At 63.4% G+C, this 26591-nt stretch carries 32 protein-coding genes; 22 read left to right on the top strand and 10 right to left on the bottom strand.

Going from position 1 to position 26591, the window contains the following annotated elements; translation table 11 throughout:
* The 22 genes from rplP to WFP44_RS14405 all read left to right on the top strand — a co-directional run bounded on the left by rplP (nucleotide 1) and on the right by WFP44_RS14405 (nucleotide 14482).
* The gene (gene rplP / locus WFP44_RS14510; protein WP_336920562.1) at nucleotides 1–435 is read left to right on the top strand and encodes a 50S ribosomal protein L16; all 435 of its coding nucleotides are present in this window, start codon (nucleotides 1–3) and stop codon (nucleotides 433–435) included.
* Nucleotides 432–650, top strand: coding sequence for a 50S ribosomal protein L29 (gene rpmC, locus WFP44_RS14505; protein WP_377922641.1), 219 nt, complete (start codon nucleotides 432–434; stop codon nucleotides 648–650). The genes rplP and rpmC overlap by 4 nt, the downstream gene beginning before the upstream one ends.
* Before the next feature lie 10 nt (nucleotides 651–660).
* Nucleotides 661–951 carry a 30S ribosomal protein S17 gene (gene rpsQ, locus WFP44_RS14500; protein ID WP_336927340.1) on the top strand — a complete coding sequence of 97 codons (291 nt, stop codon included), beginning with the start codon at nucleotides 661–663 and terminating at the stop codon, nucleotides 949–951.
* 97 nt (nucleotides 952–1048) lie between these two features.
* A complete protein-coding gene (gene rplN / locus WFP44_RS14495; RefSeq protein WP_120324291.1) occupies nucleotides 1049–1417 on the top strand; it encodes a 50S ribosomal protein L14 in 369 nt (122 codons plus the stop codon).
* Nucleotides 1417–1737 carry a 50S ribosomal protein L24 gene (gene rplX, locus WFP44_RS14490; protein WP_336927338.1) on the top strand — a complete coding sequence of 107 codons (321 nt, stop codon included), beginning with the start codon at nucleotides 1417–1419 and terminating at the stop codon, nucleotides 1735–1737. Before rplN ends, rplX begins: the two co-directional genes overlap by 1 nt.
* Nucleotides 1730–2311 carry a 50S ribosomal protein L5 gene (gene rplE / locus WFP44_RS14485; protein ID WP_336920559.1) on the top strand — a complete coding sequence of 194 codons (582 nt, stop codon included), beginning with the start codon at nucleotides 1730–1732 and terminating at the stop codon, nucleotides 2309–2311. Before rplX ends, rplE begins: the two co-directional genes overlap by 8 nt.
* A 55-nt stretch (nucleotides 2312–2366) precedes the next feature.
* The gene (gene rpsN, locus WFP44_RS14480) at nucleotides 2367–2672 is read left to right on the top strand and encodes a 30S ribosomal protein S14 (RefSeq protein WP_336927336.1); all 306 of its coding nucleotides are present in this window, start codon (nucleotides 2367–2369) and stop codon (nucleotides 2670–2672) included.
* 11 nt (nucleotides 2673–2683) lie between these two features.
* Complete coding sequence (rpsH, locus tag WFP44_RS14475; protein ID WP_336927335.1) at nucleotides 2684–3079, top strand: 30S ribosomal protein S8; 396 nt, start codon at nucleotides 2684–2686, stop codon at nucleotides 3077–3079.
* Nucleotides 3079–3612 carry a 50S ribosomal protein L6 gene (rplF, locus tag WFP44_RS14470; RefSeq protein ID WP_336927334.1) on the top strand — a complete coding sequence of 178 codons (534 nt, stop codon included), beginning with the start codon at nucleotides 3079–3081 and terminating at the stop codon, nucleotides 3610–3612. Before rpsH ends, rplF begins: the two co-directional genes overlap by 1 nt.
* A gap of 1 nt (nucleotide 3613) precedes the next feature.
* Complete coding sequence (gene rplR, locus WFP44_RS14465; RefSeq protein ID WP_336927333.1) at nucleotides 3614–3958, top strand: 50S ribosomal protein L18; 345 nt, start codon at nucleotides 3614–3616, stop codon at nucleotides 3956–3958.
* Between the two features lie 2 nt (nucleotides 3959–3960).
* A complete protein-coding gene (rpsE, locus tag WFP44_RS14460; protein ID WP_336927332.1) occupies nucleotides 3961–4680 on the top strand; it encodes a 30S ribosomal protein S5 in 720 nt (239 codons plus the stop codon).
* A 6-nt stretch (nucleotides 4681–4686) separates the two neighbouring features.
* Nucleotides 4687–4863: a 50S ribosomal protein L30 gene (gene rpmD, locus WFP44_RS14455; RefSeq protein ID WP_336927331.1), complete on the top strand. Its 177-nt coding sequence runs from the start codon at nucleotides 4687–4689 to the stop codon at nucleotides 4861–4863.
* Nucleotides 4864–4974: 111 nt separating this feature from the next.
* A complete protein-coding gene (gene rplO, locus WFP44_RS14450) occupies nucleotides 4975–5496 on the top strand; it encodes a 50S ribosomal protein L15 (protein ID WP_336927330.1) in 522 nt (173 codons plus the stop codon).
* A 118-nt stretch (nucleotides 5497–5614) separates the two neighbouring features.
* Nucleotides 5615–6979, top strand: coding sequence for a preprotein translocase subunit SecY (gene secY, locus WFP44_RS14445; RefSeq protein ID WP_336927329.1), 1365 nt, complete (start codon nucleotides 5615–5617; stop codon nucleotides 6977–6979).
* Nucleotides 6980–7041: 62 nt separating this feature from the next.
* Nucleotides 7042–7698, top strand: a complete 657-nt coding sequence (locus WFP44_RS14440; RefSeq protein ID WP_336927328.1) for an adenylate kinase — start codon at nucleotides 7042–7044, stop codon at nucleotides 7696–7698.
* A 344-nt stretch (nucleotides 7699–8042) separates the two neighbouring features.
* Nucleotides 8043–8411, top strand: coding sequence for a 30S ribosomal protein S13 (gene rpsM / locus WFP44_RS14435; protein WP_336920549.1), 369 nt, complete (start codon nucleotides 8043–8045; stop codon nucleotides 8409–8411).
* Between the two features lie 60 nt (nucleotides 8412–8471).
* Nucleotides 8472–8861 carry a 30S ribosomal protein S11 gene (gene rpsK / locus WFP44_RS14430; protein WP_047003266.1) on the top strand — a complete coding sequence of 130 codons (390 nt, stop codon included), beginning with the start codon at nucleotides 8472–8474 and terminating at the stop codon, nucleotides 8859–8861.
* Between the two features lie 122 nt (nucleotides 8862–8983).
* Nucleotides 8984–10039: a DNA-directed RNA polymerase subunit alpha gene (locus tag WFP44_RS14425; protein WP_336927327.1), complete on the top strand. Its 1056-nt coding sequence runs from the start codon at nucleotides 8984–8986 to the stop codon at nucleotides 10037–10039.
* Between the two features lie 217 nt (nucleotides 10040–10256).
* Nucleotides 10257–10676, top strand: a complete 420-nt coding sequence (gene rplQ, locus WFP44_RS14420; RefSeq protein WP_336927326.1) for a 50S ribosomal protein L17 — start codon at nucleotides 10257–10259, stop codon at nucleotides 10674–10676.
* 77 nt (nucleotides 10677–10753) lie between these two features.
* Nucleotides 10754–12907, top strand: coding sequence for a prolyl oligopeptidase family serine peptidase (locus tag WFP44_RS14415; protein WP_377922647.1), 2154 nt, complete (start codon nucleotides 10754–10756; stop codon nucleotides 12905–12907).
* A gap of 129 nt (nucleotides 12908–13036) precedes the next feature.
* The gene (locus WFP44_RS14410; RefSeq protein WP_336927322.1) at nucleotides 13037–13621 is read left to right on the top strand and encodes a hypothetical protein; all 585 of its coding nucleotides are present in this window, start codon (nucleotides 13037–13039) and stop codon (nucleotides 13619–13621) included.
* Between the two features lie 114 nt (nucleotides 13622–13735).
* Nucleotides 13736–14482 (top strand): hypothetical protein, encoded by a 747-nt coding sequence (locus WFP44_RS14405; RefSeq protein WP_336927321.1) that lies wholly within the window; start codon nucleotides 13736–13738, stop codon nucleotides 14480–14482.
* Between the two features lie 3 nt (nucleotides 14483–14485).
* On the opposite strand, the gene WFP44_RS14400 is transcribed toward WFP44_RS14405, so the two are convergent.
* From WFP44_RS14400 to WFP44_RS14355, 10 genes are all read right to left on the bottom strand, one after another.
* On the bottom strand, nucleotides 14486–15109 hold the full coding sequence (locus WFP44_RS14400; RefSeq protein WP_336927320.1) for a trimeric intracellular cation channel family protein: 624 nt from the start codon (nucleotides 15107–15109) through the stop codon (nucleotides 14486–14488).
* Complete coding sequence (locus WFP44_RS14395; RefSeq protein WP_336927319.1) at nucleotides 15109–15537, bottom strand: VOC family protein; 429 nt, start codon at nucleotides 15535–15537, stop codon at nucleotides 15109–15111. The genes WFP44_RS14400 and WFP44_RS14395 overlap by 1 nt, the downstream gene beginning before the upstream one ends.
* On the bottom strand, nucleotides 15534–16358 hold the full coding sequence (locus WFP44_RS14390) for a hypothetical protein (protein ID WP_336927318.1): 825 nt from the start codon (nucleotides 16356–16358) through the stop codon (nucleotides 15534–15536). Before WFP44_RS14390 ends, WFP44_RS14395 begins: the two co-directional genes overlap by 4 nt.
* Nucleotides 16355–17752, bottom strand: a complete 1398-nt coding sequence (gene lpdA / locus WFP44_RS14385; RefSeq protein WP_336927317.1) for a dihydrolipoyl dehydrogenase — start codon at nucleotides 17750–17752, stop codon at nucleotides 16355–16357. Before lpdA ends, WFP44_RS14390 begins: the two co-directional genes overlap by 4 nt.
* Nucleotides 17753–17864: 112 nt before the next feature.
* A complete protein-coding gene (odhB, locus tag WFP44_RS14380; RefSeq protein ID WP_336927315.1) occupies nucleotides 17865–19082 on the bottom strand; it encodes a 2-oxoglutarate dehydrogenase complex dihydrolipoyllysine-residue succinyltransferase in 1218 nt (405 codons plus the stop codon).
* 33 nt (nucleotides 19083–19115) lie between these two features.
* Complete coding sequence (locus tag WFP44_RS14375; protein WP_336927314.1) at nucleotides 19116–21932, bottom strand: 2-oxoglutarate dehydrogenase E1 component; 2817 nt, start codon at nucleotides 21930–21932, stop codon at nucleotides 19116–19118.
* A 51-nt stretch (nucleotides 21933–21983) separates the two neighbouring features.
* Nucleotides 21984–22271, bottom strand: coding sequence for a GIY-YIG nuclease family protein (locus WFP44_RS14370; RefSeq protein ID WP_336927313.1), 288 nt, complete (start codon nucleotides 22269–22271; stop codon nucleotides 21984–21986).
* Nucleotides 22272–22320: 49 nt separating this feature from the next.
* Nucleotides 22321–23211 carry a succinate--CoA ligase subunit alpha gene (gene sucD / locus WFP44_RS14365; RefSeq protein ID WP_336927312.1) on the bottom strand — a complete coding sequence of 297 codons (891 nt, stop codon included), beginning with the start codon at nucleotides 23209–23211 and terminating at the stop codon, nucleotides 22321–22323.
* 97 nt (nucleotides 23212–23308) lie between these two features.
* Complete coding sequence (gene mdh / locus WFP44_RS14360) at nucleotides 23309–24271, bottom strand: malate dehydrogenase (RefSeq protein WP_336927311.1); 963 nt, start codon at nucleotides 24269–24271, stop codon at nucleotides 23309–23311.
* Nucleotides 24272–24504: 233 nt separating this feature from the next.
* Complete coding sequence (locus tag WFP44_RS14355) at nucleotides 24505–26424, bottom strand: putative bifunctional diguanylate cyclase/phosphodiesterase (protein WP_336927310.1); 1920 nt, start codon at nucleotides 26422–26424, stop codon at nucleotides 24505–24507.
* Between the last annotated feature and the right edge of the window lie 167 nt (nucleotides 26425–26591).

Genomic DNA, 26591 nt, shown 5'->3' with positions numbered 1-26591 from the left:
ATGCTGCAACCGAAAAAGACCAAGTTCCGCAAGGCCTTCAAGGGCCGGATCAAGGGCGACGCCAAGGGCGGCTCGGCGCTGAATTTCGGCTCCTATGGTCTGAAGGCCATGGAACCGGAGCGCATCACCGCGCGCCAGATCGAGGCGGCTCGCCGCGCGATCACGCGCCACATCCGCCGTCAGGGTCGCCTGTGGATCCGCGTGTTCCCCGATGTGCCGGTGTCCAAGAAGCCTGCCGAAGTCCGTCAGGGCAAGGGCAAGGGTTCGGTGGAATACTGGGCCGCGCGCGTGAAGCCGGGCCGTATCCTGTTCGAACTGGACGGCGTTCCGGGCCCGCTGGCTGCCGAGGCGTTTGAACGCGCCGCGATGAAGCTGCCGATCAAGACCAAGGTTGTTGCCCGTCTGGGTGACACATCGCACCTGGGAGGCGAATGATGGCCAAGAAGAACATCATGGAAGATCTGCGGACCAAGTCCGACGATCAGCTCACCGAAGCTCTCGTCAGCCTCAAGCGTGAGGCGTATAATCTGCGCTTCCAGGCAGCCACCAACCAGCTCGAGCGTCCTGCCCGGGTGAAGGAAGTGCGCCGCGAGATCGCCCGCATCAAGACGCTTCAGGGCCAGCGCGCCGCCGAAGCCGTGAAGGCCTGAGGAGAAACCCATGCCCAAGCGTATCCTTATCGGCACTGTCACTTCCGACAAGACCGACAAGACCGTGACCGTGAAGGTCGAACGCAAGGTGAAGCACCCGCTCTACGGGAAGATCATCCGCCGTTCGAAGAAGTATCACGCGCACGATGAAGACAATGCCTTTACCGTGGGCGATACCGTCCGCATCGAGGAGACCCGGCCCTATTCCAAGACCAAGACCTGGAAGGTTCTTGATCGCGTGGCGGCCAGCAAGGGTGTCGCGGTGGAAGCCGATCTCGATGTCGAGGCGGCCGGCAACTGAGTATTTCGTGCCCCTGCAAGGGGGACAGGCGTTTTAGGAACTCCCGGGCTGGTGAAGGCCAAAGTCCCGGAAAGCCAATGAGAAGGAAGACGGATCAATGATCCAGATGCAATCCAATCTCGACGTCGCGGACAACAGCGGCGCCAAGCGCGTCCAGTGCATCAAGGTGCTGGGTGGCTCGAAGCGTCGTACCGCGTCGGTCGGGGATGTCATCGTCGTCTCCGTGAAGGAGGCGCAGCCGCGCGCCCGCGTGAAGAAGGGTGATGTGCACCGTGCCGTGATCGTGCGCACCCGCAAGGATGTGCGCCGTCCCGATGGCAGCGTGATCCGCTTCGACAGCAATGCCGCGGTGCTCGTGAACAAGAACGAGGAGCCGATCGGCACCCGTATCTTTGGCCCGGTGGTGCGCGAACTGCGCTCCAAGGGGTTCATGAAGATCATCAGCCTTGCTCCGGAGGTGCTGTGATGGCTGCTGCAAAGATCAAGAAGGGCGACCAGGTCGTCGTGCTTTCGGGCAAGGACAAGGGCCGCACCGGCACGGTTGCGCGCGTTCTGCCTTCCGAAGGCAAGGTCGTGGTTGAAGGCGTGAATGTGGCCGCTCGCCACCGCAAGCCGACGCAGTCCAATCCGCAGGGCGGCATTGACCGCGCGCCCGCCCCGATGGCGATTTCCAAGGTCGCCATTGCCGATCCCAAGGACGGCAAGCCCACCCGCGTGCGCTTTGAAGAGCGTGACGGCAAGAAGGTGCGCATCGCCGTCAAGTCCGGGGAGAAGATCGATGGCTGATTACACCCCTCGCATGAAGGCGGCGTATAACGACCGCATCGTCAAGGCGATGACCGAGAAATTCGGTTACAAGAACCACATGGAAGTGCCCCGTCTGGAAAAGATCACGCTCAATATGGGCGTGGGCGAAGCCAGCCAGGACAAGAAGAAGGTTCAGATCGCCGCCGAGGAAATGGAACTGATCGCAGGCCAAAAGCCGGTGATCACCAAGGCCAAGAAGTCCATCGCCCAGTTCAAGCTGCGCGAAGGTATGCCCATTGGCTGCAAGGTGACTCTGCGCCGCGACCGGATGTACGAGTTCCTCGACCGTCTGGTGACCATCGCAATGCCGCGCATCCGCGACTTCCGTGGGCTGAATCCGAAGAGCTTCGATGGCAATGGCAATTACGCCATGGGCCTGAAGGAGCAGATCATCTTCCCCGAGATCAGCTACGACAAGATCGAGAAGGTGCGGGGCATGGATATCATTGTCACCACCACCGCCAAGACCGACGAGGAAGCGCGCGAACTGCTGCGTCTTTTCGGTTTCCCGTTCCCGGCTGAAGAAGCCGAAGAAGAAAAGGCTGCCGCGTAAGCGGCGCCCAGGTCGAGAAATTGATCTCGAGAAGAGAGAAGAGAGCTTAAGTCCAATGGCGAAACTGAGTTCCATCAACAAGAACGAGCGGCGCAAGAAGCTCGTGAAGAAGTATGCGGGCAAATACGCGAAGCTGAAGGCGATTGCCGATGATGAATCGCTCGACGAGAGCGAGCGTCTGATCGCGCGCCTGAAGCTGGCCGAGATTCCGCGCAACGCGAATCCGACCCGCGTGCGCAACCGCTGCGCCACCACCGGCCGCCCCCGCGGCTATTACCGCAAGTTCGGCCTGTGCCGCATCGAGCTGCGCGATCTGGCCAATCACGGCCTGATCCCGGGCGTGACCAAGTCGAGCTGGTGAGGATCTGAACGATGGCTATGACCGATCCCCTGGGTGATATGCTCACCCGCATCCGCAACGGCCAGCAGGCGAAGAAGGATTCTGTCCTTTCCCCCGCTTCCAAGCTGCGCGCGAACGTTCTCGAAGTGCTCCAGCGCGAAGGCTATATCCGCGGTTACACCGAAGATAACACCGGCCCGCACAAGGCGCTGCGCATCGAGCTGAAGTATTTCGAAGGCGAGCCCGCGATCAAGTATGTCGCGCGCGTGTCGAAGCCCGGCCGCCGCGTCTATTCGGGCAGCAAGGATCTTGCTCCCGTGCGCAACGGCCTGGGTATCTCGATCGTCTCCACGCCCCGCGGCGTGCTGTCCGATGCGGAAGCGCGGCAGCAGAATGTCGGCGGCGAAGTGCTGGCGGAGGTGTTCTGATGAGCCGCATCGGCAAGAAGCCGGTTGCCATTACCAGTGGCGTGACCGCGCAGATCGAAAACGGTCAGCTGACCGTCAAGGGGCCCAAGGGCACGTTGACGATGGGACTGTCCGACCATGTGGAATATGCGGTGGATGGTGATGCGATCACCATCAAGCCGGCCAACACCTCGAAGGTTGCTCGCAGCCATTGGGGTATGCAGCGCACGCTGGTCGCGAACCTGGTCGAAGGCGTGTCGAACGGCTTCACCAAGATTCTCGACATCAAGGGTGTGGGCTATCGCGCCTCGGCGCAGGGCAAGACGATCAAGCTGCAGCTTGGCTACAGTCACGATGTCGATCTGGCCGTGCCCGAAGGTCTGGAGGTGAAGACCCCGGACCAGACCACGATCGAGATCACCGGTATCGACAAGCAGAAGGTCGGGCAGTTCGCTGCCGAGATCCGTGAATGGCGCAAGCCTGAGCCCTACAAGGGCAAGGGTGTGGCGTATCGCGGCGAATATATCTTCCGCAAGGAAGGGAAGAAGAAGTAAGATGGCAAAGCTCTCTCTCTTTGAACGCCGCCGCCGCCGTGTCCGCACCGCGCTGCGCGCCCGTGCCGGTGGCAAGCCGCGCCTTTCGGTGCACCGTACCGGCAAGCACATCTACGCGCAGATCATTGACGACAAGGATGGCCGCACCCTGGCCGCCGCCTCTACGCTGGGTGGCAAGTCCTCGGGCGCCAATGTCGATGCTGCCGCGCAGGTGGGCAAGGACATCGCCGCTGCTGCCGTCAAGGCTGGCGTGAAGACTGTCGTGTTCGATCGCGGCGGTTTCCTGTTCCATGGCCGCGTCAAGGCGCTGGCCGATGCCGCCCGTGAAGGCGGGCTGGAGTTCTGATTATGGCTGATGAAATCATCGAAAACACCGAAGTTGCCGCAGCCGAAGCGCCTGCCGAGGGCACCGATCAGCCGCGCCGTGGCCGTGGCCGCGGTGGTGAGCGTGGCGGCAACGACCGTGGCGGTGAGCGCGGTGGCCGTGGGCGCCGTGACCGGGACGACCGTCGCGGTGGCGCGGAAGATGGCGGCGAGGAGCTGATTGAAAAGCTCGTCCACATCAACCGCGTGTCCAAGACGGTGAAGGGCGGCAAGCGCTTCGGTTTTGCTGCGCTGGTCGTGGTGGGCGATGGCAAGGGCCGCGTCGGCTTTGGCCATGGCAAGGCACGCGAAGTGCCCGAAGCCATCAACAAGGCGACTTCGGCTGCCAAGAAGAAGATGATCCGCGTTCCGCTGAAGGAAGGCCGCACGCTGCACCACGATGGCAAGGGCCATTTCGGTGCGGGCAAGGTGAATGTGCGTTCGGCCCCTCCGGGCACGGGCATCATCGCCGGCGGCCCGATGCGCGCGGTGTTCGAAAGCCTGGGCGTTGCCGACGTGGTGACCAAGTCGATCGGCACCAGCAACCCCTATAACATGATCCGCGCCACGTTTGACGCGCTGAGCGAGCAGACTTCGCCGAAGTCGGTTGCGCAGCGCCGGGGCAAGAAGGTTGCCGACCTGCTGGGTCGCGGCGGCGCGAGCGAAGCAGAGGCCGAAGCCGCTGCCGAAGCGATTGCGGAGTAAACGATCATGGCGAAAATCAAGATCAAGCAGATCGGTTCGCCGATCCGTCGCCCGGCCATTCAGCGCCAGATCCTGATCGGTCTGGGCCTGAACAAGATGCACAAGGTGGTGGAACTGGAAGACACCCCCGAAGTGCGCGGCGCGCTGCGCAAGCTGCCGCACATGGTGACGATCGTCGAATAATCGGCGCGCCGCCCGGTTCCGGGTGGCAAGCTGGATTGACATGAGGTGGCCCGGCGCATTACCGGGCCACTTCCGTTTTTAGCGCGAATAAAGCGAAAGCGAGTGCAAGACATGAAACTGAATGACATCCGCGACAATCCCGGTGCCCGCAAGTCCCGCATTCGCGTGGGCCGTGGTATCGGTTCAGGCAAGGGCAAGACCTCAGGGCGCGGCCAGAAGGGCCAGAAGAGCCGTTCGGGCGTGGCCATCAAGGGCTTTGAAGGCGGCCAGATGCCGCTGCATATGCGCCTGCCGAAGCGCGGCTTCAACAATCCGTTCGGCAAGGATTTTGCCGAAGTGAACGTGGGCATGATCCAGAAGCTGGTCGATGCCGGCAAGCTCGATCCCAAGGCCGTGATCGATCACGCCGCACTCAAGGCAGCCGGCGTTGCGCGCGGTGGCAAGGATGGCGTGCGTCTGCTGGGCAAGGGTGAAATCACCGCCAAGCTGACCTTCAAGGTCGATGGCGTGTCGGCCGGCGCCCGCGCGGCGGTGGAAAAGGCCGGTGGTTCGGTTGAACTGCCTGCTGCGCAACCCACTGAGCATGAAAAGAAGACGGCCCGCCGCGAGGCGAACAAGGCCGCCGCCAAGTAAGGATTGTCGGGGGCAAGGACAAAAATGTCCTTTACCGGGTTCGACAAGCGGCCCGGTGCCCCCTACATGACCGTGACTGCCGGGCGACCGGCGTCCATTTCAGGGCGAAACAGAGACAATGGCATCACGCGCCGATAACATCGCCAGCTCGCTGAGCTTCTCCAATTTCGGCAAGGCGACCGAGCTGCGCCAGCGCATCTGGTTCACGATCGGGGCACTGGTCGTGTTCCGTTTCCTCAGCTTTGTGCCGCTGCCCGGCGTCAATCCGCTGATCCTGGAAACGCTGTACGATCAGACGCGTGGCGGCATTCTCGATCTGTTCAATACGTTCTCTGGCGGGTCGCTGGAGCGGATGAGCCTGATCGCGATGGGCGTGATGCCTTATATTACGGCCTCGATCGTCATCCAGTTGGCTGCCTCGCTCCATCCGGCGCTGATGGCGATCAAGAAGGAAGGCGAGGCAGGGCGCAAGAAGCTGAACCAGTATACCCGCTATGGCACGGTGCTGCTGTGCGCGATCCAGGGCTGGTTCCTCGCGTCGGGCCTTGAAGCCTATGCCGCGCAAAGCGGGCTTCATGCCGTGGTCGCGCCGGGCCTCATGTTCAAGATCGGCGCGGTGATCAGCCTGATCGGCGGGACGATGTTCCTGCTGTGGCTGGGTGAACAGATCACCAGCCGCGGCATCGGCAACGGCGTGTCGCTGATCATCATGGCCGGGATCGTGGCGCAGTTCCCGACATTCACCTCGAACCTGTTCAGCGGTTATTCCGAAGGTTCGATCGGTAATGCGACCGTGCTGGGCATCATCGCGATGGTTGTCATCCTGATCCTGTTCATCTGTTTCATGGAGCGCGCCCAGCGCCGCCTGCTGATCCAGTATCCCAAGCGCGCGACGCAGAATGGCGGGATGCAGGCGGATCGTTCGCACCTGCCGCTGAAAATCAACACGGCCGGCGTGATCCCGCCGATCTTTGCCAGCTCGCTTTTGCTGCTGCCGCTGACCATCAGCCAGTTCGCCGGCAATTCGGTGAGCACCGACAGTATGTTCTATTCGGTTGTGCAGACGCTCAACCTCTATCTTGCGCCGGGTCAGCCGATTTACCTGACGCTCTATGCCATCGGCATCATCTTCTTCTGCTTCTTCTACACGGCCGTGGTGTTCAACCCGGAAGACACGGCGGAAAACCTGAAGAAGAACGGCGGCTTCATTCCAGGCATTCGTCCGGGCAAGCGGACCGCGGACTACCTTGATTATGTGCTGACGCGCATCACGGTGGTGGGGGCGATCTATCTGACGATCGTCTGCGTCGCGCCCGAATATCTGCTGCGCAATACCGGCTTCTCGATCTTCCTGGGCGGGACCAGCCTGCTGATTGTGGTCAACGTGACTGTGGATACGATCAGCCAGATTCAGGGCCACCTGCTTGCGCACCAGTATGGTGACCTTATCAAGAAGGCCAAGCTGAAGGGCCGGATGCGCTAAGCGCCGGCTATTTCGGGCAAATTGCGGCGGGTAGCGGGGGCTGCCTGTCTGGGGAGGGTTTCATGGCACTCAACATCATCCTGCTTGGCCCTCCCGGAGCGGGCAAGGGCACGCAATCGTCCTTGCTGGTCGAGCGGCACGGTATGCGGCAGCTCTCGACCGGGGATATGCTGCGCGCGGCGGTGAAGGCGGGCACGCCCGTGGGCCTGCGGGCCAAGGCGGTGATGGATGCGGGGCAGCTCGTATCGGACGAGATCGTGTCCGACCTGATCGACGCCGAACTGGCGGCCATGGGGCCGGAAGCCGGGGCGATCTTCGACGGCTATCCGCGCACCGAGGCGCAGGCGGTGGCTCTCGACGCGCTGCTCGCCAAGCACGGACGCAGCCTCGACCATGTGATCGAACTGGCGGTGAACGAAGACGCGCTGGTCGAACGCATCACCGGCCGGTTCACCTGTGGTTCGTGCGGGGCAGGGTATCACGATGTGTTCAAGCAACCCGTGACGCCCGGTGTGTGCGACAAATGCGGCGGCACCGAATTCAAGCGCCGCCCCGACGACAACGAGCAGACCGTACGCACGCGGATGGCCGAATACCGCGCCAAGACTGCGCCTATCCTGCCCTATTACGAAGCCCGCGGCCTTGTGTCCCGCGTGGACGGGATGGGCGCGATCGATACGGTAACCGCGCAGATTGCCGCAATCCTCGACGGTAAGTGAAAGGCAGGCCGGGGCTTGTCCATTGCTCCAGCATCGGCTTTGACGCCGTGCATTCTTGATGGCATAAGGGGTTTGGCGGATAAGCTCATGCGCTGGTGCAGGAATTTTCTTGCACCTGCTTTGCGTGCTTGACGCATTGGCCGAATCACCTTACGGCCTCCAAACTCGTTTCATCGGTATTGGGTCCGGCAGGCCGCAGCCAACTTTGCGCGCCAACCGGGCTTTTGCTGTTTTGGCTTCGGCCTTGGCGCAGTGCGATGCCGTTGGTGCGAATATGTCTATCGCGATGAGATAGGGGCGCGTTCCGGCAGGATCTGCCAACCCCTGTGGAGCAGGAGAATCAAGTGGCTCGTATTGCCGGGGTCAATATCCCCACCAACAAGCGCGTTATCGTGGCGCTTACCTATATTCACGGTATCGGCCCCACAACGGCCAAGGCGATTGCCGACAAGCTGGGCATTGATCATTCGCGCCGGGTGCAGGACCTGTCGGATGCCGAAGTGCTGCAGATCCGCGAAACCATTGATGCCGATTACACGGTGGAAGGCGATCTTCGCCGCGACACCGCGATGAACATCAAGCGCCTGATGGATCTGGCCTGCTATCGCGGTCTGCGTCACCGCAAGGGCCTGCCCGTTCGCGGTCAGCGCACCCACACCAACGCCCGCACCCGCAAGGGCAAGGCCAAGCCGATCGCCGGCAAGAAGAAGTAAGCTGCACTGCCGCAAGGCAGCCAGGCTTTTCCCTTCTCGCAAGTTCAAAGGATACCAGACATGGCACGCGAACCCGGCCGCATCAGGCGGCGCGACAAGAAGAATATTTCAAGCGGTGTGGCCCACGTCAACGCCAGCTTCAACAACACGATGATCACCATCACCGATGCGCAAGGCAATGCGATCAGCTGGTCCAGCGCGGGGATGATGGGCTTCAAGGGCAGCCGCAAGTCCACCCCCTATGCCGCTCAGGTGGCGGCGGACGATGCCGGCAAGAAGGCCGCCGAACATGGCGTGCGCACCCTGGAAGTGGAAATCAAGGGTCCGGGTTCGGGCCGTGAAAGCGCGCTGCGTGCCCTGCAGGCAGTGGGTTTCACCATTACGTCGATCCGCGATGTGACGCCGATCCCGCACAATGGTGTGCGGCCGTCCAAGCGTCGCCGCGTCTGATCGAATATCTGCGCGGCGCCGGGCGGCATTCGTCCGGCCCGCAACACAGTCATTCGCATCGGCCGCGGCACCTTCCGGTGCTTGCGGCCGTTGCCGCCCAAACAAACCTTTAGGGGAAGTCCATGTCCGTCAACATGAAGAACTGGCAGGAACTCAAGAAGCCCAGCAATCTGGAAATCAAGGAAGGCGGCGATCGCAAGCGCAAGGCGACCTTCGTGGCCGAACCGCTGGAGCGTGGCTACGGCCTTACTCTGGGCAATGCGCTGCGCCGTGTTCTCCTGTCCAGCCTTCAGGGCGCCGCGATCACCTCGATCAAGATCGAAAACGTGCTGCATGAATTCTCCAGCCTCGCCGGTGTGCGCGAGGATGTGACCGACATCGTGCTGAACGTGAAGCAGATCGCCCTGAAGATGGAAGGCGAAGGCCCCAAGCGTCTGCAGCTTTCCGCAACCGGCCCGGCTGCGGTGAAGGCCGGCGACATTGCCGTGTCGGGCGATATCGAGGTGCTGAACCCCGAACTCGTCATCTGCCATCTGGACGAAGGCGCGACGCTGAACATGGAACTGACGGCGGATACCGGCAAGGGCTATGTCCCCGCCGTGTCGAACCGTCCGGTCGATGCGCCCATCGGCCTGATCCCGGTCGACTCGCTCTATTCGCCGATCAAGCAGGTGAGCTACAAGGTCGAGAACGCCCGCGTCGGCCAGGAGCTGGATTTCGACAAGCTGAGCCTGACGGTCGAGACCGATGGCACGGTGACCCCGGAAGACGCGGTGGCCTATGCCGCGCGCATCCTTCAGGATCAGCTCTCGCTGTTCGTCCACTTCGACGATGGTATGCCGCAGACTGTGGGCACCATGATCGGCCTTGCTGCCGAGCCGCAGGAAAGCGACACCAACCAGCTCAACCGCTACCTCCTCAAGAAGGTGGACGAACTGGAACTGTCGGTGCGTTCGGCCAACTGCCTCAAGAACGACAACATCATCTATATCGGCGATCTGGTGCAAAAGACCGAAGCCGAGATGCTGCGCACGCCGAATTTCGGCCGCAAGTCGCTCAACGAGATCAAGGAAGTGCTGTCTTCCATGGGCCTGCGTCTGGGCATGGACATCCCCGGATGGCCGCCGGAGAATATCGAGGAAATGGCCAAGAAGCTCGAACAGGAACTTCTGGGCTGATTGATGCGAGAAGCCCCGGCGCAGGCCGGGGCCTCCCTCGTCGCAGCGCGACATTGCCTGAGGTTCCTGCCTTCGCAGGGTCTCCTGAATGGGATGGGCAGACCCTTTCTGCCTGCACTGGGGTACCTGGAACGGCCCCTTTTCGAACGTCCGATCCCATCAGGGAAAGTGGGAACCGGTTTCCCGCCCGGATGGGTCGGCAAATGGAGTAAAGAATATGCGTCATGGTATTTCGGGCCGCAAGCTGAGCCGCAAATCGGGCCATCGCACCGCGATGTTCCGCAACATGGCTGCCGCGCTGATCAAGCACGAGCAGATCACCACCACGGTGGCCAAGGCGAAGGAACTGCGCCCCTATGTCGAAAAGCTGATCACGCTGGCCAAGCGTGGCGGCCTGTCGAACCGCCGTCTGGCGCACGCTCGCCTGCTCGATGATGCGCAATTGGCGAAGCTGTTTGATGTGCTGGCCACCCGCTATGCCAACCGCGAAGGCGGCTATACCCGCATCATCAAGGCGGGCTACCGCGCATCGGACGCTGCGCCGATTGCGGTGATCGAACTGGTTGACCGCGACGAGAGCGCCAAGGGCCAGGACAGCGGCCCGATGAAGAACGCGGACGAATACGAAGACGCGTAATTCGCCGCTTCACAAGGCTTTTCAAAGGGCGGTTGCGATTGTAACGATCGCAGCCGCTTTTTGTTTGTGGAGCCCCAATGCGCCTGCGTTTGCTTGCCGTCAGCCTTTTGTCTGTCCCCTTTGCCCTGCTTTCCGCCCCTGCTATCGCGGGAAGCATGACAGCCCCGCAATATCCCGAAACCCGCCGCGGCGATGTGGTCGAAACCCTGTTTGGCGAGGCGATCGCTGATCCCTATCGCTGGCTGGAGGACGATGTCCGGAACAATCCGGAAGTGGCCGATTGGGTTGAACGGCAGAACGCAGTGACCGACGCCTATCTGGCGCAATTGCCGATGCGCGACTGGTTCCGCCAGCGGATTGGCGAGGTGTTCGATTTTGCGCGCTATTCGGTGCCGGTGCGCGCCGGGAACCGGTATTTCTACACGCACAACACCGGCCTGCAGAACCAGAGCCCGCTCTATGTGCGCGAAGGGCTGGCGGGCGAGCCGCGCCTGTTGATCGACCCCAATGGCTGGGCCGCTGACGGGGCGACCGCGCTGGACGCTTGGGCGCCTTCGCCCGACGGCAGCAAGCTGCTCTACAGCGTGCAGGATGGCGGCAGCGACTGGCGAATCCTGCGTGTGCTGGATGTTGCGACGGGCGCGCAGATCGGCGGCGATGTGCGCTGGGCCAAGTTCACCGGCCTTGCCTGGGTGGGGGAGGAGGGCTTCCTCTATTCGCGCTTTCCCGAACCCGAGGCAGGGCAGGATTTTCAGGCACTCAATTTCAACCAGGCCGTGTATTTTCACCGCATCGGCACCGATCAGGCGGCGGACGAGCTGGTCTTTGCCACGCCCGATCACCCGGAACGCAACCACACTGCCGGGGTGACGCACGGGTCGCGCTGGGCGATCATCACATCCTCCATCGGCACCGATGCACGGTACGAGGTGCACGCCATTGACCTTGCCGCGCGCGCGGAACGGGGCTGGCAGGCGCGCCCGCTGGTGACCGGGTTTGATAATATGTGGGGCGTGATCGATGCGGTTGGCGCGCGGCTGTTCGTGATGACGAACAAGGACGCACCGCTCTACCGCGTGCTCACCATCGATCTGGATGCCGCCGATCCGCAGTGGACGCCGCTGGTGGCCGAAATGGATCAGCCGATCGACGGCGCTTCGCTGGTGGGGGACAGGCTGGTGCTGACCTATCTGCGCGACGCGAGCAGTGCGGTGCGGATGTTCGCGCTGGACGGCACGCCTGCGGGCGAAATTGCACTGGCCGGGATTGGCAGCGCGGGGGGCTTTACCGGGGAGCCGGGCAATCCCGAAACCTTCTACAGCTTCACCAGCTACAACCGCCCGCCCACGATCTACCGCCTCGATCTGGCGAGCGGTGAACGCAGTGTCTTTGCCGAGCCGCAGCTGGCGTTCGATCCCGATAGCCTGCTGGTGGAGCAGCGCTTCTATACCAGCAAGGATGGCACCCGCGTGCCGATGTTCATCATGCGGCGGCGTGATCTGGCCGAGGCGGGCGCGGCCCTGCCGACGCTGCTTTACGGTTATGGCGGGTTCGATGTCTCGCTCACCCCCGGCTTTTCCGCCAGCCGCATCGCCTGGGTGGAAGCAGGCGGGGCCTATGTGGTCGCCAATATTCGCGGCGGCGGCGAATATGGCAAGGCATGGCACGATGGCGGCCGCCGCGCGAACAAGCAGAATGTGTTCGACGATTTCATCGCGGCGGGCGAGTTCCTGATTGCCGAGGGCATCACGCCGGCGGGCGGTCTCGCCATTCAGGGAGGCTCCAACGGTGGCCTTCTGGTGGGCGCGGTCATCAACCAGCGGCCCGATCTGTTTGCAGCAGGCAATGCGCAGGTTGGGGTGATGGATATGCTGCGCTTCGACCGCTGGACTGCCGGGCGCTATTGGGTGGACGATTACGGCTATCCCGAGCGCGAGGAGGACTGGCGCATCCTGCGGGCCTATTCCCCGCTGCACAACATATCCCCCGGCGTGGATTATCCCGCGATCCTGGTGACGACGGCCGATACCGATGACCGCGTGGTGCCGGGGCACAGCTTCAAATACACGGCCGCATTGCAGGCAGCGGGACTGGGCGAGCGTCCGCAATTGATCCGCGTCGAAACGCGTGCAGGGCACGGGTCGGGCAAACCGACCGACAAGGCGATTGCCGAGGCGGCGGATGCGATGGCCTTTCTGGGATATTGGGCGGGGTTGAGAATGGGCGAATAATCGTTCATAAAACTACATATGTAGATGAACGAACGCTAACAGCGCAGTTCAGCGCTGCATCACCGCGACTCGCCTAAACCTCCTTTCATGAGGTGGCTATCCCGCCACCGGCAAGAGAGGAGAACCCTCATGAAGACCTTTACCAAGACCCTGATTGGAACGGCCGCCACGCTGGCCTTTGTTGCCGGTTCCGCTGTCCCTGCGCTGGCGCAGGATCGCGGCCGCGACCGTGGGGGCCTCAGCACCGGCGAAGTGGTGGCGGGGGCGCTGATCCTGGGCGGTATCGCTGCGGTGGCCGCATCGGCCAGCAACCGCGACCGCGACCGTGATTACCGGGACGGCGGCTATTATTATGATCGCGATTACCGGGGCGGGAACAGCGGGTGGTACGATTACAATCCGCGCGGCAGCTACCGCAACAACAATGCCGACCGCGCCGTGCAGCAATGCGTGCGGGCAGCCGAACGGCAGGCCGAACGTTGGGGCGGCGGTCGGGCCAATGTGACCCAGATCCGCGATGTGGACCGTGAACGCCACGGCTTCGAAGTGCGCGGCAATATCGCGGTGCGCAGCTACAACAACCGTGGCGGAAGCTGGAACAATTACCGCAGCGGCTACCGCAACAGCGGGTTCGAGGAAGGCCGCTTCACCTGCGATTTCCGCCGCGGCCAGGTGACCGATGTGCGCTTCAGCGGGCTGCGCAGCCTGCGCTGATCCCGCCAGATGACAAGGTAGGCGGTTCAGGTATGTGAAAGCCTGTGCCGCCTACTCCTGCGTCATAGCGGGGCAGTGGGCGCCCCCTTGCCCGTCCACACCAAGGAAATGCAGATGGCCTTTTCCCGCATCCATCCCGGAACCGTTCTTGCCGCGATCAGCGCCGCAGCAATGGCTGCCACGCCGGCATCCGCCGCGCCATTTCCGCTTGGCGTGGGCAGTGGCCCTGCGATCGAGAACGCGCAGGGTTACGGGTATTACCGGCCTTACCGCCGTGACCGGGTGAGCACCGGCGATGTGATCGCAGGAGTCGCGGTTATCGGCCTGATTGCCGCGATTGCCAGCTCCGCATCGAACCGAAGCGATCAGCGCCGCGTGCAGGAACCTTATCGCCAGCCCTATCCCGGCCCCTACCGCGAACCGCCGCGCGACGCGCGCGGGCGGAACGGCAGCGGTCTGGATAATGCCGTGGATATGTGCGTGAGCGAGATCGAGCGCGGGCGTGACCGGGTGCGCGATGTCGATCAGGCAACCCGCGATGCCGGTGGCTGGCGCGTGTCGGGCAGGCTGGAACAGGGTGACCAGTTCGCCTGCCGGATCGACAATGACGGCCGTATTCGCGCCATCGACATTGGACGCGAATTGTCATGGCTGGAAGGCGCCGCCGCTGCCGAGGGTGGCCCGCAATTGAGCGACGAGACCTATGCGCGTGCGCGCGCCGCAACGCGCCAGACGCCCGCGGGTTACGACAGGCGCGGCGTCGATTCCGATCTCGGCGCGGGGCAGGACGATCCGCGCCCGGCCTATCCGGGCGGCCCGCTGCCGGGCGAGGAAGGCTATTCCGACAGCTGGGGCGGCTGAGCGTCAGTTGCCGCGCGAATAGGCGGGCAATTGGATGTTCCAGATCATTGCTGCGCCTCTCAACGCGAAACCGGCCATTCCGGCGACGATCCAGGCAAGCGCACTGGGCACGCTGAGCGCCGCCAGGAGCACGACCAGACCCGCCGTCAGCGCGGCCGCCGTCACATAGATTTCCGGACGCATGATGATGGAGGGCACGCCTGCCACCACATCGCGGATGATCCCGCCCGCGCAGCCGGTTACCACGCCCAGAATGGCGGCGGGCACGGGCGCCACGCCCAGCGCCAGCGCCTTGGTCGTGCCCAGCACGGTGAAGCTGGCCAGACCCGCCGCATCGGCCCATTCGAGCAGGCGCCCCTCCCACCAGCGGTGCGGAGTGAACCAGGCAAGCAGCGCCGTGGCGAGAATGGCGGGTGCAATCCACATATCGTTGAGCCAGAAGGCGGGCACGTTGAGCAGCGCATCGCGCACCGTGCCGCCGCCAACCCCGGTGACGAGGGCAAAGAAGCTGGCGGTCACGAAGGTCTGCTTCAGCCGTGCGGCCAGCAGCGCGCCCGACAGCGCGAACAGCGCGGTGGCGGCAATCTCCACCAAGGGTGGCAGAGTGGCGGGTGGAACGGCGGTCATCAGGTGGTGGCGAACAGTTTGGAGCGGTCGGCAAAGGCCTTCATCTCGATCGCATTGCCCGAGGGATCGCGGAAGAACATCGTCGCCTGCTCGCCCGGCTGCCCCTTGAACCGGATATAGGGCGCAATCGCGAATTGCGTGCCCGCAGCGATGAGCCGGTCGGCCAGCGCCTGCCATTCCTCCATGCTCAGCACGATGCCGAAATGCGGCACGGGCACGCCGTGGCCATCCACCGGATTGCTGGCTTCGTCGCGCCGATCACAGCCGGGGACGAGGTGCGTCACGATCTGGTGGCCGTAGAAATTGAAATCCACCCACTGATCGGATGATCGCCCTTCCGGACAGCCCATCACCCCGCCCCAGAAGGCGCGCGCTGCGGCCAGATCGTGCACCGGGAAGGCGAGGTGGAAGGGGGAGAGCGTCGTCATGTCGCAGCTTTCGTCGATAGACCCAAGGCAAGGCCATAGCCCAGAATTGCCGCCGCGCCATATCCGATCAGCGGCGAGGGGTAATTCGCCATCACCCCCATGATCGAAAAGCCGAACAAGCTGCCCGCCAGAGCAAGCCGAGCAGGACGCTCCACCGGCAGCGCCAGCGCCATCAGGCAGAAACCGCCGACCAGGCTGGCGAACAGGCCCAGCGCCAGCAGCGCATTGGCCGCCGCATATTGCACCAGCACCCGGTCGGCATATTCCACCACAGGCAATTCCCCGCGCACGGCGGCTGCCAGCATCGCAAAGAACCCGGCAATCGCCACCACCCCCATCTTCCAGTCGCGCGTGGCGTGATGTATACCCACGGCAGCGAAGGTCAGGGCAAAGGCCGAAGCGGCATCGGGTTGCAGCAGGCAGGCCAGCAGCGCGGCAAGAAAGACCGGCGCGGCATAATCAGGATCGCGCGCGCCCAGCACGCACAGCGCCGGGATGGCCAGCATCCCGGCGTGCAGCGTGATCGGCCCCAGCTCTATCCAGCGGCTTACCCCGGCAAGGTCAGGCCCGGCAATCCACGGCACGAACAGCAGCGACAGCAGGAACAGGACTAAAAGGCGCCCGCTGCGACCACTCGCCAGCACCGGCAGCGGCAGCAGCAGCAAGACGACACCCGCCACCAGCGCGGCCGCATTTGTCAGCAGATGCCCAAAAGGTGCGCCCAGAAGCGCCATGGCACCCATGCCTGCCAGAACCGGCACGCCCAGCGCCAGCAATGCGGGGAGACGATTGGCGAACCGCGCCCCCACGCGCAGGATCACATATGGATCGGCTTGCCCCGCACCGCCATCGCCGCTTCCTTGATTGCTTCGGAATGGGTGGGGTGCGCGTGGCAGGTATAGGCGATATCTTCGGACAGCGCGCCAAATTCCATCGCCTGTGTCGCCTGCTGGATCATCGTGCCCGCCACGCTGGCAATGCACCATACGCCCAGCACCTTGTCGGTGGCGGCATCGGCGATGATCTTCACAAAGCCATCGGGCTCGTGATTGGTCTTGGCGCGGCTGTTGGCGGCCATGGGGAACTTGCCCACCTTGATCTCGCCCTTTGCCCGCGCGGCTTCCTCGGTCAGGCCCACCCCGGCAATTTCGGGCCAGGTATAGACCACGCCGGGGATCAGATCGTGGTTCACAATGCCAACCTGTCCCGCGATCCATTCGGCCACGGCAATGCCTTCATCCTCGGCCTTGTGCGCCAGCATGGGGCCGGGCACGACATCGCCAATGGCGCGCACGCCGGGAACGCTGGTGCGGAACTGGTGATCGACCTCGATCTGGCCGCGCGCATTGATGGCAAGGCCGATGGCGTCGAGGTTGAGCCCTTCGGTATTGGGCTTGCGGCCAATCGCCACCAACACGCAATCGGCGGTTAGCTCCTCGGCCTCGCCACCTGCCGCAGGTTCAAGCGTCAGCGTCGCCTTCTTGCCCTTGACCGTGCAGCCGGTGACCTTGGTGGACAGCTTCAGTTCCATGCCCTGCTTGGCGAAGATCTTGGCGGCTTCCTTGCGAATGTCACCATCCATGCCGGGCAGCAATTGGTCGAGATATTCGACCACGGTGACTTTCGCCCCCAGACGGCGCCATACGCTGCCCATTTCAAGGCCGATCACGCCGCCGCCGATCACCACCATCGTCTTGGGAACGGCAGCCAATTCCAGCGCGCCGGTGCTGTCCACCACCACGCCCTTGGCATTGTCGATCTCCACGCCGGGAAGCTGGGTAACGCTGGAACCGGTGGCAATCACCACTTCCTTGGCTGAATGGTTCTGCCCTTCCACCGCCACGGTATGCGCATCGACAAAGCTGGCATGGCCTTTCAGCCAGGTGACCTTGTTCTTCTTGAACAGGAATTCGATGCCCTTGGTCAGCCCGCTTACCGCGTCCACGCGCTGCGCGTGCATGGCGGCGAGGTTGAGCCTGGGGGTGACGTCGATCCCCATCTTGGCCATCGCGCCATTGGCGGCGGCATCGAAATATTCGGACGCGTGCAGCATCGCCTTGGACGGGATGCAGCCCACATTGAGGCAGGTGCCGCCCAAAGTCGCGCGGCTTTCCACGCAGGCGACCTTCAGACCCAGCTGCGCCGCGCGGATCGCTGCGACATAGCCGCCGGGGCCAGCGCCAATCACCAGAACGTCGAAATCGTAGTCAGCCATATTCGCCTCCTCGCGCCGGGCCTTCGACAAGCTCAGGCCGAGCGGGGTTGGATCAGTTTTTGCCGCAACACCCGATCATCTGCGAGCCTGTCGAAGGATGCTGCGCGCGCCATCACAAATCAATCAGCAGGCGCATCGGGTCTTCGATCGCTTCCTTGATGATCTTGAGCGCGGTCACCGCCTCGCGCCCGTCAATGATGCGGTGGTCATAGGACAGCGCCAGATACATCATCGGGCGGATCACCACCTGGCCATTGCGGGCAACGGGCCGGTCTTCGATCCGGTGCAGGCCCAGAACCGCGCTTTGCGGCGGGTTGATGATCGGCGTGGACATCAGCGAGCCGAACACGCCGCCATTGGAAATGGTGAAGGTGCCGCCCTTCATATCCTCCATCGAAAGCGTGCCGTCCTTGGCCTTCTGGCCATAGCCGGCAATCGCCTGCTCGATCTCGGCAAAGCTCATCGCATCGACATTGCGTACCACGGGCACCACCAGCCCGTTGGGCGCGCTGACCGCGACCGACAGGTCGACATAGTTGAAATAGACGATCTCATCGCCCTGGATCTGCGCATTGACCGCGGGCACATCCTTCAGTGCCAGCGTTGCCGCCTTGGCGAAGAACGACATGAAGCCCAGCTTGATGCCGTGCTTCTTGGCGAACAGGTCCTTGTATGCCTCGCGCGCCTCGATCACCGCAGTCATGTCGACATCGTTGAAAGTGGTCAGCAGCGCGGCGTCTTCCTGCGCCGACTTGAGCCGCTTGGCGATGGTCTGGCGCAGGCGCGTCATCTTCACGCGCTCCTCGCGCCGTTCGCCCGATGCAGCGGGGGCGGGGGCGGGGGCAGGAGCCGAGGCGGCGGGGGCAGGCGCAGCCTTCTTCGCCTGTGCGGCGGCGATCACGTCCTCCTTGGTCAGACGCCCGTCCTTGCCGGTGCCCTTGATGGTGGAGGGATCGACACCGTATTCCAGCACCGCACGGCGCACCGCCGGAGACAGCGTCTGCGGGTCGCTGCTTTCTTCCTCGGCCGGGGAGGGCGCGGGGGCAACGGCAGGTGCCGGCGCAGCAGCAGGCTTGGCCGCGGCGGCAGAACCGCCTTCTTCCACCGTGGCGATCACCGCGCCTACCTGCACCGTGTCACCCACGGCGACCAGTTGGTCGGACAGGATACCGGCCACGGGGCTGGGCACTTCCACCGCCACCTTGTCGGTTTCCAGGCTCGCAATGGGTTCGTCCCGCGCGACCGCTTCGCCCGGCTTCTTCAGCCATTCGCCAAGAGTGGCTTCGGTAACGGATTCGCCCAGAGCGGGAACTTTGACTTCACTGGCCATGATCGGTGTCCTTCAAACCCCTGTTTTTGGGCCTTAATTCTTGGATGGTGTAATGCCCAGCGCATCGGCGACCAGCGCCTCCTGCTGGGCGAGGTGGCGGGCGGCAAAGCCGGTGGCGGGAGAGGCGGCCGCCTCGCGCCCGGCATAGCGGGGACGCATCCCCTTGTGCCCGGCGGCGATCAGCGCGTCCTCGATCCGGCTTTCGACAAAGAACCAGGCGCCGTTGTTCTTCGGCTCCTCCTGACACCAGACCACTTCTTGCAGATTGGTCATCCGCTTCAGGCGCACGGCCAGCGGTTCGCCGGGGAAGGGATACAGCTGTTCCAGCCGCACGATCGAGACATCGCCCAGCTTTGCCGCATCGCGCTTCTCCATCAGGTCATAGGCGACCTTGCCACTGCACAGCACAAGGCGGCGCACCTTGGTGTCGGCAATCTCGGTCTTGTCCGAAAGGATGCGCTTGAAATGGCTTTCATCGGAGAAGCGGATCGCGTCGCTCTTCGCCATCGGGTGCCGCAGCAGACTTTTCGGCGTCATGATGATGAGCGGCTTGCGGAATGGGCGCAGCATCTGCCGGCGCAGCACGTGGAAGTAATTCGCCGGGCTGGTGATGTTGCAGACCTGGATATTGTCATTGGCGCACAGCTGCAGGAACCGTTCCAGCCGCGCGCTGGAATGTTCCGGCCCCTGTCCTTCGAAACCGTGCGGCAGCAGCATGACAAGGCCGTTGGCGCGCAGCCACTTCGCCTCGCCACTGGCGATGAACTGATCGATCATGATCTGCGCGCCATTCGCGAAATCGCCAAACTGCGCTTCCCATATCACCAGCGTCTTGGGATCGGCCAGGGCAAAGCCGTATTCGAAGCCGAGCACGCCGAATTCGGACAGCACGCTGTCATACACTTCGAATTTGCCGTGGGGCAGGGTGGTGAGCGGGATATATTTGCGCTCGGTCTTCTGGTCGACCCAGATCGCGTGGCGCTGGCTGAAGGTGCCGCGCCCCGAATCCTGGCCCGACAGGCGCACGCCGAACCCTTCGGTCACCAGACTGCCAAAGGCGAGCGCTTCGGCGGTGGCCCAGTCAAAGCCGGTGCCGCTGGCGAACATTTCCTTTCTGGCGTCGAGCACGCGTTGCAGCGTCTTGTGCACGGTCAGCCCCTCGGGAACCGTGGTCAGCGTGCGGCCCAGACTTTCCATCAGCTTGGGGCTGATCGCGGTATCGACATTGCGGCGCGCGGTTTCGGGGTCCGCCGGCTTGTGCAGCCCGCTCCACCGCCCGGCGAACCAGTCGGCCTCGTTCGCCTTGTAGCTCTTGCCCGCTTCGAATTCCTGTTCCAGCAGGCCGACGAAATCGGTGCGCATATGGTTGGCCGCATCGCCGTCAATCACGCCTTCGGCTTCGAGTCGCTTCGCGTAGATCTCGCTGACGCGCGGATGGGCGCGGATCTTTTCGTACATCAGCGGCTGGGTGAAGCTCGGCTCGTCGCCTTCGTTGTGGCCGAAACGGCGGTAGCACCACATATCGATCACGATGTCGCGCTTGAATTTCTGGCGGTATTCGATCGCCAGCTTGCAGGCGAAGGTCACCGCTTCGGGATCATCGCCATTCACGTGCAGGATGGGCGCCTGCACCCCCTTGGCCACATCGCTGGGGTAGGGGGACGATCGGGCGAATTGCGGGCTGGTTGTAAAACCGATCTGGTTATTGATCACGAAATGCAGGCAGCCGCCGGTATTGTATCCGCGCACGCCCGACAGGCCGAGGCATTCCCACACCACGCCTTGCCCGGCAAAGGCGGCGTCGCCGTGCAGCAGCACGGGCAGCACCTTCTCGTGCTTCGACAGATCGTCGTGCATGGCCTGCTGCGCGCGCACCTTGCCCAGCACCACGGGGTTCACCGCTTCCAGATGGCTGGGATTGGGCACAAGGCTCATATGCACCTTGATCCCGTCAAACTCGCGGTCGGTGCTGGTGCCCAGGTGGTATTTCACATCGCCCGATCCGCCGACATCTTCCGGGTTGGCGCTGCCGCCCGAAAATTCGTGGAAGATCACGCGATAGGGTTTGGCCATCACATTGGCGAGCACGTTCAGACGGCCGCGATGCGCCATGCCGTAGACAATCTCGCGCACGCCCAGCGATCCGCCATATTTGATCACGGCTTCGAGCGCGGGGATCATGGATTCGCCGCCATCGAGGCCGAACCGCTTGGTGCCGACATATTTGCGGCCCAGGAACTTCTCGTATTCCTCGCCCCGGATCACGGCGGCCAGGATCGCCTTCTTGCCTTCGGGGGTGAAGGTGATGACCTTGTCCTTGCCCTCGATCCGCTCCTGCAGGAAGCGGCGCTCCTCCACATCGGCGATGTGCATATATTCAAGGCCGACATTGCCGCAGTAATTGGCCCGCAGCGTCGCCACCAGTTCGCGCACGCTGGCCCATTCAAAGCCCAGCGTGCCGCCCAGATAAACCGGCTTGTCCAGCGCTGCGCCGGTGAATCCGTGATATTCGGGCGTGAGGTCGGCGGGAATGTCCTGCTTGTGCAGGCCCAGCGGATCGAGATTGGCGGCGAGGTGCCCGCGCACGCGGTAGGTGCGCACCAGCATCATCGCGCGGATGGAATCGTTGGCAGCTTCGGCAATCGAGGCCTGATCCACCGGCTTGCCCGCCTTGGCCCCCGCACCCGCCACCGCCTGCTCCACCGCCAGCTTCATGGCGGTAGGGTCCATCGCGCCCGAAGGATCCGCGCCATCGACCAGCGGCCAGCGTGGATTGGCCCAGCTGGGGCCGGGTTGGGGGCCATCCTGTCCTTCGATCTCGGGGAGGAAATGCTGCGGTTCGTTACCCATAATATCTGAGTCCCAGCTCAGGCTGGGACCTCCCTCGGTTTAGGTGAGCTGTCAGGTCAGGTGCGCGGAAAGGTCGTCCCCTGCGGGGTTTACTTCCTCGATTACCCTTATCTTCCAAGCTCGCTGCCATGCCTTCATCCGTCGTTCCACCACGCGCGCATCGTGCAGGTTGTCATGCCGTTGAAACCAGACGAAACGGTGGCAATTGTATTTCTTCGTAAATCCCAGAACCGCGCCTGAACGGTGCTGCATGACGCGGTTCGCCAGATCACTTGTAACTCCGATATAGAGAACACCGCCCTTCCTGTTGGTCAGGATGTAAACGAAGCCCTCTGGCAACCTTTTCTCCTCGTGGCACAAGGCCCCGGCCTGCGCTGGGGCGCAAGCGTCAGGCCAGTTCTTTCAGCAAAGCATCGAGCGTGGTGCCCAGTTCCGAAGGCGAGGGAGACACGCGGATGCCCGCGGCTTCCATCGCGGCGATCTTGTCTTCCGCGCCGCCTTGCCCGCCCGACACGATCGCGCCGGCATGGCCCATGCGGCGGCCCGGAGGGGCGGTGCGCCCGGCGATGAAGCCGACCATCGGCTTCTTGCGGCCCTTCTTCGCCTGATGGATCAGAAACTCGGCCGCTTCCTCCTCGGCGCTGCCGCCGATTTCGCCGATCATGATGATCGACTTGGTGTCATCATCCGAAAGGAACAGGTCGAGCACGTCGATGAAATTGGTGCCGTTCACCGGATCGCCGCCAATGCCCACCGCGGTCGTCTGGCCCAGGCCCACGGCGGTGGTCTGGTGCACGGCTTCATAAGTGAGCGTGCCCGAACGGGAAACCACGCCCACGCTGCCCTTCATGAAGATGGAGCCGGGCATGATGCCGATCTTGCATTCGCCCGGCGTCAGCACGCCGGGGCAGTTGGGGCCGATCAGGCGCGACTTGGAACCGGACAGCGCGCGCTTCACCTTCACCATGTCCAGCACGGGCACGCCTTCGGTGATCGCCACGATCAGCTCGATCTCGGCATCAATGGCCTCGAGGATCGAATCCGCGGCAAAGGGCGGGGGCACGTAGATCACCGATGCGGTCGCGCCGGTGGCGTGCTTGGCTTCGGCCACGGTGTCGAACACGGGCAGGCCGATATGCGTCGTCCCGCCCTTGCCGGGGGTCACGCCCGCGACCATCTGCGTGCCGTAAGCCAGCGCCTGCTCGGTATGGAAAGTGCCGGTGGCACCGGTCATGCCTTGCGTGATGACCTTGGTGTCTTTGTTGACGAGGATGGACATAGTTCTTCCCTAAAGGTGAGTCCCTGTGCTGGCAGGGACCTCTGGCAAAGCGGCGCCGAGCCGCAGGAGGTCCCGGCCTTCGCTGGGACTCACGAAATCAAGCGAGCGAGCCGTCAATCGCCTTGCACGCCACCAGCAGCTCCTTCACCGCATCGACGCTGATCTGGAAATTGGCCTTGGCTTCGGCGTCGAGGTTGATTTCCACCACCTCTTCCGCGCCGCCTGCGCCGATCACCACCGGCACGCCGACATAGAGGCCATCGAGGCCATACTTGCCGTCAACATAGACCGCGCAGGGCAGGATGCGCTTCTGGTCGCCCAGATAGGCCTCCGCCATGGCGATTGCACTGGTGGCAGGCGCGTAATAGGCGCTGCCGGTCTTGAGCAGGCCAACGATCTCGCCGCCGCCGCTGCGCGTGCGGGCAACGATTTCGTCGAGGCGTTCCTTGGTGGACTTGCCCATCTTGACCAGATCGGTGACGGGGATGCCGCTGACGGTCGAATATTCCAGCACCGGCACCATGGTATCGCCATGGCCGCCCAGCACGAAGGCGTTCACGTCCTTCACCGACACGCCAAACTCCCACGCGAGGAAAGTGGCGAAACGCGCCGAATCCAGCACGCCCGCCATGCCGACCACCTTGTTGTGCGGCAGGCCGGAAAATTCGCGCAGCGCCCACACCATCGCGTCGAGCGGGTTGGTGATGCAGATAACGAAAGCGTCGGGCGCGTGGGCCTTGATGCCTTCGCCCACGGCCTTCATCACCGACAGGTTGATGCCCAGCAGGTCGTCGCGGCTCATCCCCGGCTTGCGCGGCACGCCGGCGGTGACGATCACCACATCCGCGCCGGCAATATCGGCATAGTCATTGGTGCCCTTGATGGTGGCGTCGAACCCTTCGATGGGGCCGCACTGCGCCAGATCGAGCGCCTTGCCCTGCGGCATACCTTCCGCAATGTCGAACAGGACGATGTCGCCCATTTCCTTCTTGGCGGCGAGGTGGGCGAGCGTGCCGCCGATCATGCCTGCGCCGATAAGGGCAATTTTCTTGCGTGCCATGCGTGTCAGACCAATCTTTTCAAATGTGCGGGCGCGTGTCGGCAGCAATAACAAGGCCTAATCCGCGCGCCGCATGGGACACAGGCCTTGGTAAATATGGCTCTGCCCTACGCCTGCGACTTTTTCATTGCAACCGTGAATGGCGCGTCGGCATCAACTATTTGTGATAACAGTTCGCAATAGCATTAAGGGGGAGTTTTCGTTGATTTTGTCCGCCATTTCAGCGCGGCATATCAGCCCGCCAGCAGGCGTCCCGCCAGCCCGCGTTCTTCCTCCAGCAGCCGCAGCGCCAGATGTTCGGGCACCGGGCGGCTGAAGTAATAGCCTTGGCCCAGCGTACAGCCCGCCGCGCGCACACCGGCCACCTGGTCGGCGGTTTCCAGCCCTTCCGCCACGATTTCCATGCCCAGCGTCGCCCCCATTTCGGCCACCGCGCGGATGATCGCTTCGGTTCTCAGGCCCGTCGCGGGGCCGGAGACGAAGCTGCGATCCACCTTGATCGTGCTGAAGGGGTATTTGTTGATGTAATGCAGCGAGGAATAGCCGGTGCCGAAGTCATCGAGCGAGAAGCGCACGCCAATTGCGGCCAGGTGTTCCATGAACACGGTGGTTTCGTGGCATTCTTCCACAAACAGGCTTTCGGTGACTTCGAATTCCAGGCGCGCCGGATCAAGGCCCGTATCGCGCAAGGCAGCCGAAATGCCCAGCGCCGCGCCGGGTGCGCGCAATTGGGCGGGGGAAAGGTTCACCGCCAGATGCACATCGCCCGGCCAGCTGGCGCAGGCGCGCGCGGCGGTGCGGGTGATCCAGTTGCCCAGCGTGATGATGAGGCCGGTATCCTCGGCCACGGGGATGAATTCATCGGGCGTCAGTTCCCCCTTTTCGGGGTGGAACCAGCGCACCAAGGCTTCAAAGGCGCGGATGCGGCCGGTGGCAAGGTCGATGATCGGCTGGAAATACAGCGCCAGCTCGTCACGCTGGATTGCGCCGCGCAATTCGCTTTCGATTTCCTTGCGGCGCGCCAGTTCGCGCGTCATCGCGGGGTTGAAGAAGGCGATCTGGTTTCGCCCCGCCAGCTTGGCGTGATACAGCGCCAGCGCGCCGTGCTGCATCAGCTTTTCCAGATCGCGACTGCCCGGGCCGGCAAAGGCGATGCCGATGGCGACGCCGGCTTCCAGGCGGTCCGTGCCGATCCGGATCGGGTTCTTGATCTGCTGGCCCAGCTGCGCGGCCAGTTCCTCCACCCCCCGGTGCGACGGAACCGGAGCGAGGATCACGAATTCATCGCTGCCGAAGCGCGCGGCCACCGCCCCTTCGGGCAACAGCGTGCGGATCCGCCGTGCGACTTCGGCCAGCACCAGGTCGCCCTTGTGATGGCCAAACAGGTCGTTGATTTCCTGAAACCGGCTGATGTCGAGCCATAGCAGCGCCTTCATCTGCCGTGTTTCGTCGTGCAGGAGCAGCGCCTGCGCCGCGGTTTCAAAGCCATAGCGGTTGGCAAGCCCGGTGACCGTGTCGCGCCGTGCCTGCTCCTGCATCTGCGCGGCGAGGCGTTGCTCTTCCTGTGCAGCGCGCACCTGTTGGGCAAGGCCATCATACGCGGTGAAGGTGACAAAGGTGAGGCCTGCGGCGAGCGCAGGAAGGATCAGCCCCATCGTCAACATGGGCAGCGTGCCGAGCACTAGGCAGGCGAGCGAAATGGGGAGAAAAGTTAGCGCCATCTGGCCCAGCGCAATCACGGGTCGGGCAGCATTGCCCACGGCAATGCCCGCGCCCAGCGTCATCGCAAAGCCGACAAGCAGAATCTTGAGGTCGTTCTGTGTTTCCAGCAGCAGCGCGGTCGCCGCAGCAAGGCCGATCGTTCCGGCATATAACAGGGCGCCTGCGGGATAGGCGCGGCGCGCCCAGTCACCTGCCGATCCGCCGCTCTCGCTGGCGACATAGGCCAGCACCACCCGCAGGGCGGCCACCACGGCAAGCAGGCTGCCCGCCATGCGCAGCAGCGGGACGGTGGACAGCGCGGCGACAACGCAGCCCGTGGCAAGGCCGCAGACCACGCCGGTGAAAAGCCCGATCGGTCGGCGGTGCATACGCTGCGCCAGCGTGGCGCGGATCTGCGCGTCCTGCGCTTCGGCTCCGAAGGCCCGTGCCATAATGTGATCCAGGGGTGCGATGATCCGGTTCCTTCCCCAAGGAACTGTAAGGGCGCCGGATAACCGGCAGGTTAAGAATGCTTCTGGTTGCTAGGGCGTAGACTCATTAGCGGCGATCCATAGGCGTGTGCAGAAGAGCTTGATGGCAGCGAGGAAGTTATCGCTTC

Source organism: Alteraurantiacibacter palmitatis, assembly GCF_037154115.1.
Classification (GTDB): domain Bacteria; phylum Pseudomonadota; class Alphaproteobacteria; order Sphingomonadales; family Sphingomonadaceae; genus Alteraurantiacibacter; species Alteraurantiacibacter palmitatis.
Note: the sequence above shows the minus strand (reverse complement) of the source record. Positions and strands in the feature narration are given on the sequence as shown.

Bases quoted from the DNA above. Each gene is read 5' to 3' on its own strand.
- rplP (WP_336920562.1), top strand. From the start codon at position 1: ATGCTGCAACCGAAAAAGACCAAGTTCCGCAAGGCCTTCAAGGGCCGG.
- rpmC (WP_377922641.1), top strand. From the start codon at position 432: ATGATGGCCAAGAAGAACATCATGGAAGATCTGCGGACCAAGTCCGAC.
- rpsQ (WP_336927340.1), top strand. From the start codon at position 661: ATGCCCAAGCGTATCCTTATCGGCACTGTCACTTCCGACAAGACCGAC.
- rplN (WP_120324291.1), top strand. From the start codon at position 1,049: ATGATCCAGATGCAATCCAATCTCGACGTCGCGGACAACAGCGGCGCC.
- rplX (WP_336927338.1), top strand. From the start codon at position 1,417: ATGGCTGCTGCAAAGATCAAGAAGGGCGACCAGGTCGTCGTGCTTTCG.
- rplE (WP_336920559.1), top strand. From the start codon at position 1,730: ATGGCTGATTACACCCCTCGCATGAAGGCGGCGTATAACGACCGCATC.
- rpsN (WP_336927336.1), top strand. From the start codon at position 2,367: ATGGCGAAACTGAGTTCCATCAACAAGAACGAGCGGCGCAAGAAGCTC.
- rpsH (WP_336927335.1), top strand. From the start codon at position 2,684: ATGGCTATGACCGATCCCCTGGGTGATATGCTCACCCGCATCCGCAAC.
- rplF (WP_336927334.1), top strand. From the start codon at position 3,079: ATGAGCCGCATCGGCAAGAAGCCGGTTGCCATTACCAGTGGCGTGACC.
- rplR (WP_336927333.1), top strand. From the start codon at position 3,614: ATGGCAAAGCTCTCTCTCTTTGAACGCCGCCGCCGCCGTGTCCGCACC.
- rpsE (WP_336927332.1), top strand. From the start codon at position 3,961: ATGGCTGATGAAATCATCGAAAACACCGAAGTTGCCGCAGCCGAAGCG.
- rpmD (WP_336927331.1), top strand. From the start codon at position 4,687: ATGGCGAAAATCAAGATCAAGCAGATCGGTTCGCCGATCCGTCGCCCG.
- rplO (WP_336927330.1), top strand. From the start codon at position 4,975: ATGAAACTGAATGACATCCGCGACAATCCCGGTGCCCGCAAGTCCCGC.
- secY (WP_336927329.1), top strand. From the start codon at position 5,615: ATGGCATCACGCGCCGATAACATCGCCAGCTCGCTGAGCTTCTCCAAT.
- WFP44_RS14440 (WP_336927328.1), top strand. From the start codon at position 7,042: ATGGCACTCAACATCATCCTGCTTGGCCCTCCCGGAGCGGGCAAGGGC.
- rpsK (WP_047003266.1), top strand. From the start codon at position 8,472: ATGGCACGCGAACCCGGCCGCATCAGGCGGCGCGACAAGAAGAATATT.
- WFP44_RS14425 (WP_336927327.1), top strand. From the start codon at position 8,984: ATGTCCGTCAACATGAAGAACTGGCAGGAACTCAAGAAGCCCAGCAAT.
- rplQ (WP_336927326.1), top strand. From the start codon at position 10,257: ATGCGTCATGGTATTTCGGGCCGCAAGCTGAGCCGCAAATCGGGCCAT.
- WFP44_RS14415 (WP_377922647.1), top strand. From the start codon at position 10,754: ATGCGCCTGCGTTTGCTTGCCGTCAGCCTTTTGTCTGTCCCCTTTGCC.
- WFP44_RS14410 (WP_336927322.1), top strand. From the start codon at position 13,037: ATGAAGACCTTTACCAAGACCCTGATTGGAACGGCCGCCACGCTGGCC.
- WFP44_RS14405 (WP_336927321.1), top strand. From the start codon at position 13,736: ATGGCCTTTTCCCGCATCCATCCCGGAACCGTTCTTGCCGCGATCAGC.
- WFP44_RS14400 (WP_336927320.1), bottom strand. From the start codon at position 15,109: ATGACCGCCGTTCCACCCGCCACTCTGCCACCCTTGGTGGAGATTGCC.
- WFP44_RS14395 (WP_336927319.1), bottom strand. From the start codon at position 15,537: ATGACGACGCTCTCCCCCTTCCACCTCGCCTTCCCGGTGCACGATCTG.
- lpdA (WP_336927317.1), bottom strand. From the start codon at position 17,752: ATGGCTGACTACGATTTCGACGTTCTGGTGATTGGCGCTGGCCCCGGC.
- odhB (WP_336927315.1), bottom strand. From the start codon at position 19,082: ATGGCCAGTGAAGTCAAAGTTCCCGCTCTGGGCGAATCCGTTACCGAA.
- WFP44_RS14375 (WP_336927314.1), bottom strand. From the start codon at position 21,932: ATGGGTAACGAACCGCAGCATTTCCTCCCCGAGATCGAAGGACAGGAT.
- sucD (WP_336927312.1), bottom strand. From the start codon at position 23,211: ATGTCCATCCTCGTCAACAAAGACACCAAGGTCATCACGCAAGGCATG.
- mdh (WP_336927311.1), bottom strand. From the start codon at position 24,271: ATGGCACGCAAGAAAATTGCCCTTATCGGCGCAGGCATGATCGGCGGC.
- WFP44_RS14355 (WP_336927310.1), bottom strand. From the start codon at position 26,424: ATGGCACGGGCCTTCGGAGCCGAAGCGCAGGACGCGCAGATCCGCGCC.